The sequence below is a fragment of the Aminobacter sp. J44 genome, from assembly GCF_007829415.1.
GTDB lineage: Bacteria > Pseudomonadota > Alphaproteobacteria > Rhizobiales > Rhizobiaceae > Aerobium.
In genome coordinates this window covers 1-9,685 of sequence record NZ_VLJG01000066.1, presented here as the reverse complement: position 1 = coordinate 9,685, position 9,685 = coordinate 1, and the positions used below count along the sequence as shown (strand labels likewise).

Here is a 9,685-nt window from a genome sequence, read left to right as displayed (position 1 = left end):
TCCCCGGCTTCGAATTGTTCCTCGACGCGATCACCGATTCCAAACACGAGCAGCATCGCGAACTCAAACGCTGGCACGGCCGCCCGTTCGATCCCGCACATGCTGCTGAAGACGAAATCCAGACCCGGATCAAAAAGCTCGCCAGACGCCGCGCTCTCGGCAAGGCCGGCTTCGAGAAAAGCCGCAGTCAGGCGCGCTGATGATCCGAGGCGGCTGCGGTCCTCGCCGGAGGCTTACTGAGAGCTGGGCATCTGACCACGCACTGGACTTGCTGGAGCGGTATTCGATCGACCGGGTGTTCGCAGACCCAGTGCTCGTCGGCCCGCACAGCTGGTGCGTCTTCGACAACACCGCCTCCGGGGCAGCCATCGAGAATGCCCTGACAATGCTGGGAAGCGGCTGACGCCAAGGCCGCGCTGCCACCGTCAGGAAGGCTGCGGAGAGCAGGTCGGAGCGATGCAGCAGCCCCGCTACCTCGCCGTCCCGCATTACCGGATAGACGCGGTGCGAGCGGGCGAGGACCTCCTCGGCTGCCGACACGAAGTCGAGATCCACCGGCAGGGTAAGTATCTCGCGGCTCATATGCTCAGCGTGTTGATTTCCGCCGAGAACTGACCCGGGATTGGGCGGTTTTTCCATTGAGAAGTGACCCATGTTTGAACCCACCCCTGCTGGTTGATCGCAGGGGATTTTGGAGTGATAGACATGGCGTTACTGCACGGCGCTCTAGTTTGCGCCAAGTTGAGCGTCAAGCATGGCAATTGCCGCAGAGAATAGCTGCTGGCCGCCTCATCGAGCGACCTTCCCGAAAGACAGGAATAGTCCACAATGCTCACATCTCCCTGGGCGGGTATCCGTGCATCAGCACCGCAACAAGTTCGGTCTGCCGGTTCACACCGGTTTTCTGGAAGATGTTGCGCAGATGATATGCGACCGTGGTTCGCGAAACACCGAACGCCTTGGCAATCTCTGCCAGCGTTTTGCCTTCCGTTAGCGCAATGGCGACCCGCGCCTCCGCATTCGTGAGGGTGAACCTTTTTGAGAGGGTTGCGAGGTCGAGATCGGGACTTCGTACCTTCTGCACGGAGCGAATGCGCGCGATCTGACGCAGCCGCGCATCGACAGTGGCAAGCAAGAGATCGTAGTCAATCGGCTTGACGAGATAATCGTCGGCGCCCAGGCGTTTTCCCTCAACGATTTCGCGCGGATCGCTCAGTGCGGAGAGGAATACGAAGGGGGTTTCAGCGTAATCTGGCCCTTTGGCCCGAACCGAACGCAAAACGTCATAGCCGCTCAGACCGGGCATGGAAATGTCACACAAAATAAGGTCAGGGCGGGAAGCATCCAGAAGATCGAGCGCCTCCCGTCCATCGCATGCCTCGATGACCGCATAGCCGGCTTCTGAAAGCTCGTCAGCTATGTCGCGGCGCAGATCCGGCTCATCTTCGACGCAAAGGATTAGCGAGCGGGCCTGCTGGTCATTTGCGTGGCCGATCATGCCGGCGCCGCAAGAGAAGAAAGCATGTCAAGATCGTCATCTGCGCTCGCCCGGGGGAGGACGAGCGTGAAGGTGATCCATCCTGCCTCATTTCCAGGCTCGAGCCGTAGATCGCCGCCCTGCATCCGGGCCAACGCACGGGCCATATAAAGACCGATGCCAATTCCCGGCCGGCCTTCCGAGTTGCTGCCCCGATAGTATCGTTCGAACAGTGCCTCGCGCTCCGATGGCCAATCAATGCTGCCCTGATTGCTCACGGCGCATTTCACCCGGTCCGCATTTAATGTGACACGCACGGCAATTGAGGTCTCGAGTGGCGAGTATTTCACTGCGTTGGATAGAAGATTGACTAGAATGTTCTCTGCATGGACAGGGTCGCAATGCGCAAGGATGGTCTGCCTATCCGGCAGTTCGACCGTGATCTGTCTTTCTGGCGTCTGTTCGGTCTGGCGCGCACAGACATCGGTAACAATCTGCCCGAAATCGCTCGTCAGCGCACGGACTTCAATCTGACCTGCATCAAGCCGCGCGGCATCCAGCGTACTTTCAATCAGACCTGTCATCCGGGAAATGGCATGGCGCGCCCGCTCTGTCCGCTCCATTACCTCCGCCGCCGTCAGGTGGCGGCTACGCCGCATTAGGCGCTGCAGCGCGGAATCGACAATCGCGAGCGGCGTCCGAAACTGGTGCGAGATCATCGCACCGAAATTGCGATAGAGATCGGCTGCCGCCCGTTCGCGCTTGAGAGCTGCATTGAGCTCTTTGGTTCGGGCACGCACCAGCTGCTCCAGCTCATTGCGATGATGTGCGATCTGGCGCTGCGCCGCACGCTGTTCGGTGACGTCGGAAACAAGAAGGATGGAGCCGATGATCCGCTCTCCCTCGCGCAGAGAGAAGAAGCGCAGATCGAGGTAACACGGGTCTCCTCCCTGCTCGGGAAAGAAGGGTTGATCCAGCAACACTGCCGGTTGGCCCCTGAAAGATGTGGCAATAGCCTGCTCGACCCTGTCGATCTGGAAAAAGCCTGAAACCTCGCTCAAGCGGCATCCAATGGTCTTTTCGGCAGGCATTCGGAACAGACGCTCGGAAGCTTCGTTCCAGACGGTGCAGCGGCATTCGCGGTCCACAGCGATGATACCCTCGCCGCTCGAGGCGATCAGCAGTTCCGAGAATGCCTTCTCCTTCTCCAAAAGACGCGCGCGCCTTCTTGCATCTCGGGTAGCCATCAGCAGATGTGCACAAAGGGCTGCGCCGGCCAAAGCGGTTCCGGCGATGGAGACAATGAGCTGCCAGAGCTGCTCGCGTGACGTGTCGAGCTTGCTGCCAAGCGCGTCCCACTCGGCGACCATCGCCTTATTGGCAGCACGATCCAGCAGAATGACGTATGGTTGAAGCAACGCCCGCAGGCGAGGTGCATCAGCTGGCGTAAAATTCTCGACCAGCGTGCCCATTTCGAGGAGATGGACGCCCAGTTCATCGAGCGCCTCTGCAAACCCGAGTTCCTCCATACGCCGTCGCTGCGGCCCATCGTTGAGCAATGCCAAGCGGCTGAGGAAGACATTGTGGCGCATTTCGAGCGCAGATTGATCGATTTCGTCCAGGCCGCGCTCGACGCCGGCAGCGCCTAGCTGATAGCCAGCCACCTGTGCCTGTGAGATCACCCACAGCATGTTCTGTGTCGCTTCAATGCGCATGTCACGTTCGATGGCGGCAATGCGCAACAGCGAATAGCCGATCAGGACCGCAAAAGCGCCGATTGTTAGGGCCAGTAGGGCCACGCCTAAAAAGGGGCGCCACGATCTGTTCATCGGATATCGAGCCGCGTCAACTGCCAGACCCAGCGATAATCATAACGGATGTCCTGAAGCTCAGGATGCTGGTCTCGGGGATAGACAATCCACAGCGGTCCCTTATCGCTAGGCAAGAGCGGTTCACCATCCATGCGATAGGCAACCAGGACATCGAAACGTTCAAACTCATCGATGTCGAAGTCTATGACGTAGTTATTGAGAGCCGTGGCGGTCACGGTCTCACCTTTCGCCCTGACATGGGCTAGCAGGTCCCGCATCAGGAAGCCTTCGAAGAGATGCACTCCATCGGTTACAGCCGTGGATGTTTCCAGTCGCGTTGTGGGCAGCCCTTGCAGCATCGCAAGGTCAAATCGTGCGACACCGTTGGCATTGGTGTTCTCGATAGCGCCGCGCACTTCAAGGATTGGCTCACCTCGCAGCTCGGGAAAACTTGCAGATGCGCCCACCGTTGTCCATTGAGCAACGATCAGAAGTGCGGAAAACAGCATAAGAAATATCGGACGCAATTCCCCCCCCCTCGCCTGCTCACCATCCGGCACCTCGCCGCCCTTGCGAAAAGGAGTATATGGTGGATACCGACATTTACGCCAGTATAGCTTGGATTTCGTATTGTTTCCCCTTCAAATGAAGGGGGCTTTTTTGCTTTCCTCCCGCTAGCTTGCGCGCGTTTTGATGGCTGGAGGTTCGTATGTGGGATTTCAGCATTGGCGTAGCCTTGGGGATAATGGCGCGGACCATGCCCTTTATCGTGCTGCGCATGGCTGTATATTTCGGCATTGCCCTTGGGTATATCCTGATGACGGGAACCGGCGCTGGTATCGGCTATGGTATCGGTGCCTTAGGAGAGGCCGGGTTCCAGACAAGTTCGACCTTCTGGGGCGGGGCAATCGGCTTCGGCCTTTTCGGAGCCGTCATGTATTGGGCTCGCGAATACATCTTGTACATTGTGAAGGCCGGACACATTGCCGTCCTGGTCGAGCTACTTGACGGCAAGCCCATGCCGGATGGCCGCTCGCAGGTCTCTCATGCGACAGCCGTGGTAAAGGAGCGGTTTGCACAGGCCAGCGTACTCTTCGCCATCGACCAGCTCATCAAGGGCGTCATCGCTGCCATTACCGGCCTGGTGCGTGGGATTCTGTCCATTCTGCCGCTGCCCGGTATGCGCCAGCTGTCGGGCATTCTGCACGCATTCCTGCGAGTTGCAGTCGGTTTCATCGACGAGGTCATCCTCGCCCATGCCATGCGGACCCGCTCCAGCAATCCCTGGGCTTCGGCGAGGGAAGCTCTCGTTCTATACGGCCAGAACTACAAGATAATGCTCAAGAACGCCGCTTGGCTGGCAATCTTCGTCTATCTGCTAAGCTTCTTCGTGTTCCTGATCATGCTGGTCCCTGCGGGCCTTGTCGTTTACCTCATGCCCGGCGCATGGGCAGCGGGCGGATTTGTTTTCGCCATTCTGTTTGCATGGAGCGTCAAGGCGGCTCTTCTTGAGCCTTTCGCCATCACCTGCCTGATGCAGGTCTATTTCAGGACGATCGAAGATCAGCAACCCGATCCCGAATGGGAAGCTCGTCTCGAGCAGATGTCCGACAAGTTCCGCAAGCTGAAGGCACGGGCCCTGGGAGAATCCCAACCCAGCACGACCGACAGCCTGCACCCCGCATGATTCAATTAACGATCCAGGAGATGATGATGAAGGTTCTTAAGTCCGTCCTGGTCTCGGCTGTGGCGACGTTAATGTCCGTTTCGGTTGCCACATCGGCCGAAGATGTCGTGGTTGTCTATGACGCTTCTGGGTCTATGTGGGGCCAGATTGACGGCGTCAGCAAGATCGAGATTGCGCGCGAGGTTCTGGCCGATCTTGTCACCGGCTGGTCGGCTGACACCAATCTAGGTCTTGTTGCCTATGGTCACCGTTCGGAAGGCGATTGCCGCGATATCGAGACGCTGATTGAGCCGGGGCCGGTAGATCGAACAAGCTTTATCGATACGGTAAATTCCATCCGGCCCAGGGGTAAGACGCCTATTTCAGCCGCGGTGCGGCATGCCGCTGAAGCCCTTTCCTACCGGGACGTTCCGGCCACGGTCGTTCTGATCTCCGACGGGGTGGAGACCTGCAATGCGACCCCCTGCGCCCTGGCCGCGGAACTCGCAGAGCAGGGCGTGAAGTTTACGGCGCACGTGGTCGGTTTCGACCTTGAGGACGAGGCGCATGAAAGCCTCGCCTGTATTGCGGAAAACACCGGTGGCGTGTTCGTAGCCGCGCAGGACGCCGCCGAACTGCGCGATGCCTTGGCGCATGTGCAGACGGTCATGGATCTGCAGCCGATGGAGATCCATGAGCCCGAACCGGAGCCGGAGCAGGTCGATGCCGATATCGAGCTTACGACCCCCGCCACCGTAACCACCGGTGCGAACTTCACCGTTTCATGGTCTGAATCGGTTCATCCGGAAGATTACGTAACTGCCGTGCCCGCCGGAGCGGATGAAGGCTCCTACGGCAACTATGTGCGTGTCCGCGACAACTCCGAAGGACGCCTCGTCGCGCCGGCCGAGCCCGGGCTTTACGAAGTGCGCTATGTCCTGCGCGAGGGCGGGCGCACCATGGCCAGCGCTACGATAGAGGTGGTTGAAGCCGAAATAGGTGTCGCTGCTCCCGAGCAGGTGACGACCGGTGCAAACCTCACGGTTTCATGGTCGTCCTCGGTTCATCCGGAAGACTACATAACCATCGTGCCCGCCGGAGCGGATGAAGGCTCCTACGGCCACTATTTCCGTGTCCGCGACAACTCCGAAGGCCGCCTCGTAGCGCCGGCAGAGCCCGGGCTCTATGAAGTGCGCTATGTGCTTCAGGAAGGCGGGCGCACCATGGCCTCCGCTGCGGTGGAAGTGGTTGACGCCGAGATAGGTGTCATCGCCCCCGAGCAGGTGACGACCGGTGCAAATTTCACGGTTTCATGGTCGTCCTCCGTTCATCCGGAAGACTACATGACCATCGTGCCCGCCGGGGCCGATGAAGGCTCCTACGGCCACTATTTCCGTGTCCGCGACAACTCCGAAGGCCGCCTCGTCGCGCCGGCAGAGCCCGGGCTCTATGAAGTGCGCTATGTGCTTCAGGAAGGCGGGCGCACCATGGCCTCCGCTGGGGTGGAAGTGATTGATGCCGAAGTCGGCATAGCAGGACCCGACGTTGCAAGGGCTGGAACCACCATACGTGTGAGCTGGTCCGCCTCCATCCATCCCGAGGACTACATCACCATCGTTCCTGCGGGTTCCGATGAGGGAAAATACGGCGACTATATCCGCGTGAGGGACAAGCTCCAGGGCGACATCAAGGCACCCGAAGAGCCGGGTCTTTACGAAATCCGCTACATGCTGAACGAAGGTTCACGCACGCTCGCCCGTCATGATCTGGAAGTGGTCGCAGCGGATGCGCCTCTCGATGAGGGCGCGGGGCTTGACGTGCCTGCGGAGGCCCGCGCCGGAGAGGTGATCACCATAAGCTGGAGCGGCGGAGGCGATAGCGCCGATCAGCGCATTTCTCTCGCGCGTGCCGATCAGGCGGATTTCAGCTGGATCGAGGCCCATCGTGTGGGGGACGAAAATAATCTTGAGCTCAGGATGCCAGATGAAGCCGGCACCTATGAGGTGCGCTTCCTTGACATCAGCAGCCGTAAGGTCCTTGGCCGCGCGCTCGTGGAGGTGAAGTAATTGAAGGTGAAATTTGGCGGGCGTACCGCCGCATCTTGCATGATCCGGACGGCCATCGCAGTTTTTGCGCTGGTCATTTCAGCCCCGGCCGCAAACGCCGATCTCGATGGCCATGGACCGGATTCCTGGCGTGTAAGCGGCGTTGCGCCCAATGACGTGCTCAATGCGCGCATGGGGCCCGGCACCAATTACCGGGTGATCGAGAGATTCGCGCATGATGAGCGCGGACTGCAGCAGATCACCTGCATCCCCTTCTATACGATGAAGCATTTTTCCGAGATGACCGAGGCGGAAATCAAAGCGCTACCGCCGCGCTGGTGCCTGATGCGCTCGGCAGACATGACCAAGGCGGGCTGGGTTGCGCAGCGTTACATCACGCCTGACGATACGGAAGATTCGGTGGCGGTGTCAGGCCGGGTCACAACATCCCCGGCATCCGTTTCGAACAGGCTGGAAAAGGCGAATCCCGGAGCGGCCGGCTCGGGCGATGCAATGATCGCGAAAGCGGTGCAGATCGTTCGCGATCTTTATGAGGCGCAGGTGCGGGCCGAGCGGGGCCAGGGAGAAGATCCGTTGTTCGGCAATTCCGCCGGTGACTATTTCACCGCGGACATTGTTGAAATCCTCCACTCACGGCATATCGAGGCGCATCCGCTCTGGGGCGCACAGGATTTCGACGGCCACGTCACAAGGATCGCTCCCGATTCTGACAGCCCCATGTATCGCGGGATGATCACCGTCAACGTCGATTTCGTCAATTTCGGAGCGAACCGGCGGGCAATCCATTATCTGCGCGCCGACACAAGCCAGCCGGGCGCGCCGCTTCGCATCATCGGCATCGAGCATGACGGCTGGTCCTTTCCATAGTGGCGTAGAGGCAGGGATTAGCAAATGAAAATGAGTCTTAAACTGCCTGTCGCGGCAGCGACCTGGCTTGTCCTTGCATACGCGGCGATTGCAGAAGGAGCGCCGGCTGGTGAGGTGAAGGCAACCATCGACGACGCTCCCTATGCCGGGGTGACCCTGGATGTTCCTTCCGAGAGGACATCGACCGCGGGGTTTCGCCGTGTCGGCCCCGTAACGTCACTCACCATCCAGGCCCATGATCCGGATGCGAAAAGCATCCTGCGCAATGTCTTGTCGCTGGAGATCTCCCTGATGGGTGATGACGCTTCCTCGTCGATCATGGAAGCGTCCATCTCCTGGTGGCCGGAGGGAATGCGCAAGGCATTCTATCACAGCGAAGGCAGCGAGAGCGAGTTGAACGTGGCCCTCGATGCCCTTTCGTTGGAAGATGGCGCGGCCAGCGTCCGGGGTAGCTTTTCGGCGCTTCTGTGCCGCAAGGACAGCTTTTTTGCCGAAACGGATATGAGCAATTGCCTGCCGGTGGAAGGAACCTTCGAAAGCGCGCTGCGCAAGGCCGATTGAGAGCGGCTCAGTCCACTAGAATCGACGGGGCTTTTTTTAGTGACGCAGTTGACTGCGTCACTATGGCAAAGCGCAAAGTTTTCTCCTGTTGCGCAAACACCCAAACCTCCTGCCTCGGAGTTTTGGGCACAACTAAAGCAGCCTGTTCTCAGCCATCACCTGTATGGCGACCTGCACGGACGACGCGGGCCATTATATGGCTGGAATGTGTTGTCGGAAGCGCGATAGGAGCGGTACTTTTCGTAACACCACGCCACATGCGGATCGTATCTTTCTGCTCTGGCGGACGGCTGGCTTGCAATGGCACCGCCAACGATCGCTCCCAGGGCAAAGGCTGCCGGTGGAAACCAATAATTGCCGTGCCGGCGATATCCGGGTTTTGGGCCACGGGAGCCGCGATAACCCCGATAGTAGGTATGTCCACCCCGCCGCTCAAGCCGATGATGCCTGTGGTTTCTGCGATGTTGCACCTCGATTACATTTTCGGTCGCCTGACCCAGTGCCGTCTGAGGCGCGACCCGAGTGAAAGCAGGGCCGGCTGAAACTGGCAGGGCAAGCGTTAGAAAGCTGCACGCGGTGATGAGCGAAATTGCTAATTTTCTCACCAATCATTCCTCCAAACGATGGACCTCTTCTTCGTAGCTCATGAAGCTCGGATGCGCCCCGTCTGTTTGGATAGGTTTGGCGCTCAACGCCATCTTCATCGCTTTGGCACAAGTCCACGGGCGTTTTTACAGCCGCTCCTGAAAGTTTCTTTTCTTGGTGGCTGCGGCTTTGTTTGCTTTTCGAGCCGACCTCGACGAAGAAGGTTCGCTGTGAAGAGTGCAGAGCTCCCCTGTTTAGCTCCCACATCTACAGCTATGGCCGTGACGATAGGGGCTACGCCCAGCGCCGGTTACGCCCCCACGAGTTCACTGGAAACCTATTCAGGGTGATCAGGAGTGGGTCTGTGCGCTATGGGTTTCATGCGGAGACTTGATCTACTCACACAATGCCCAGAAAAGGTTGGACTGAACCGCGCCGGGATTGCCGGAGGCATTTTGGTTTGAGTCACGCTGCCATGGCCGGCTCTTCGAGCATAGCGTAGTAGCGYTCCTCGGCTTCGGCCGGCGGGATRTTGCCGATGGGCTCCAGCAGCCGGCGATTGTTGAACCAGTCGACCCATTCCAGCGTCGCGAACTCGACGGCCTCGAACGAGCGCCATGGCCCGCGTCGATGGATCACTTCGGTCTTGTAC

9 protein-coding genes and 3 pseudogenes are annotated in these 9,685 nt (G+C 59.2%); 6 read left to right on the top strand and 6 right to left on the bottom strand.

Features of this window, described 5'->3' with window-relative positions; genetic code table 11:
- Positions 1–200 (top strand): annotated as a pseudogene (locus tag L610_RS17725) (plasmid pRiA4b ORF-3 family protein); the annotation flags it as partial.
- 41 nt (positions 201–241) lie between these two features.
- Positions 242–403 (top strand): annotated as a pseudogene (locus tag L610_RS20640) (DUF72 domain-containing protein); the annotation flags it as partial.
- Positions 404–495: 92 nt separating this feature from the next.
- On the opposite strand, the pseudogene L610_RS20915 reads toward L610_RS20640, so the two are convergent.
- From L610_RS20915 to L610_RS17705, 4 genes and pseudogenes are all read right to left on the bottom strand, one after another.
- Positions 496–582, bottom strand: a pseudogene (locus L610_RS20915) (hypothetical protein); the annotation flags it as partial.
- A 250-nt stretch (positions 583–832) separates the two neighbouring features.
- Entirely contained in the window at positions 833–1,498 is a 666-nt protein-coding gene (locus L610_RS17715) for a response regulator transcription factor (RefSeq protein WP_144706689.1), read from the bottom strand.
- Positions 1,495–3,306 carry a PAS domain-containing sensor histidine kinase gene (locus tag L610_RS17710; protein ID WP_144706687.1) on the bottom strand — a complete coding sequence of 604 codons (1,812 nt, stop codon included), beginning with the start codon at positions 3,304–3,306 and terminating at the stop codon, positions 1,495–1,497. The genes L610_RS17715 and L610_RS17710 overlap by 4 nt, the downstream gene beginning before the upstream one ends.
- On the bottom strand, positions 3,303–3,797 hold the full coding sequence (locus tag L610_RS17705; RefSeq protein ID WP_144706685.1) for a molybdopterin-dependent oxidoreductase: 495 nt from the start codon (positions 3,795–3,797) through the stop codon (positions 3,303–3,305). Before L610_RS17705 ends, L610_RS17710 begins: the two co-directional genes overlap by 4 nt.
- A gap of 200 nt (positions 3,798–3,997) precedes the next feature.
- Here L610_RS17705 and L610_RS17700 point away from each other — a divergent pair, with 200 nt between their 5' ends.
- From L610_RS17700 to L610_RS17685, 4 genes are all read left to right on the top strand, one after another.
- The gene (locus L610_RS17700) at positions 3,998–4,975 is read left to right on the top strand and encodes a hypothetical protein (protein WP_144706683.1); all 978 of its coding nucleotides are present in this window, start codon (positions 3,998–4,000) and stop codon (positions 4,973–4,975) included.
- Positions 4,976–5,001: 26 nt separating this feature from the next.
- Positions 5,002–7,020 (top strand): VWA domain-containing protein, encoded by a 2,019-nt coding sequence (locus L610_RS17695; RefSeq protein ID WP_186441594.1) that lies wholly within the window; start codon positions 5,002–5,004, stop codon positions 7,018–7,020.
- A gap of 156 nt (positions 7,021–7,176) precedes the next feature.
- Complete coding sequence (locus tag L610_RS17690; protein ID WP_144706679.1) at positions 7,177–7,887, top strand: hypothetical protein; 711 nt, start codon at positions 7,177–7,179, stop codon at positions 7,885–7,887.
- 24 nt (positions 7,888–7,911) lie between these two features.
- The gene (locus tag L610_RS17685; RefSeq protein ID WP_144706677.1) at positions 7,912–8,448 is read left to right on the top strand and encodes a hypothetical protein; all 537 of its coding nucleotides are present in this window, start codon (positions 7,912–7,914) and stop codon (positions 8,446–8,448) included.
- 155 nt (positions 8,449–8,603) lie between these two features.
- Here L610_RS17685 and L610_RS20910 read toward each other — a convergent pair whose 3' ends face one another.
- Complete coding sequence (locus L610_RS20910) at positions 8,604–8,705, bottom strand: BA14K family protein (RefSeq protein ID WP_246659051.1); 102 nt, start codon at positions 8,703–8,705, stop codon at positions 8,604–8,606.
- 793 nt (positions 8,706–9,498) lie between these two features.
- Positions 9,499–9,685, bottom strand: a 187-nt coding sequence (locus tag L610_RS17675) for an IS3 family transposase (protein WP_144706673.1), incomplete at its 5' end; no start/stop codon positions are given.

Coding starts and splice junctions, on each gene's coding strand:
- L610_RS17715 (WP_144706689.1), bottom strand. CDS start 1,498: ATGATCGGCCACGCAAATGACCAGCAGGCCCGCTCGCTAATCCTTTGC.
- L610_RS17710 (WP_144706687.1), bottom strand. CDS start 3,306: ATGAACAGATCGTGGCGCCCCTTTTTAGGCGTGGCCCTACTGGCCCTA.
- L610_RS17705 (WP_144706685.1), bottom strand. CDS start 3,797: ATGCTGTTTTCCGCACTTCTGATCGTTGCTCAATGGACAACGGTGGGC.
- L610_RS17700 (WP_144706683.1), top strand. CDS start 3,998: ATGTGGGATTTCAGCATTGGCGTAGCCTTGGGGATAATGGCGCGGACC.
- L610_RS17695 (WP_186441594.1), top strand. CDS start 5,002: ATGAAGGTTCTTAAGTCCGTCCTGGTCTCGGCTGTGGCGACGTTAATG.
- L610_RS17685 (WP_144706677.1), top strand. CDS start 7,912: ATGAAAATGAGTCTTAAACTGCCTGTCGCGGCAGCGACCTGGCTTGTC.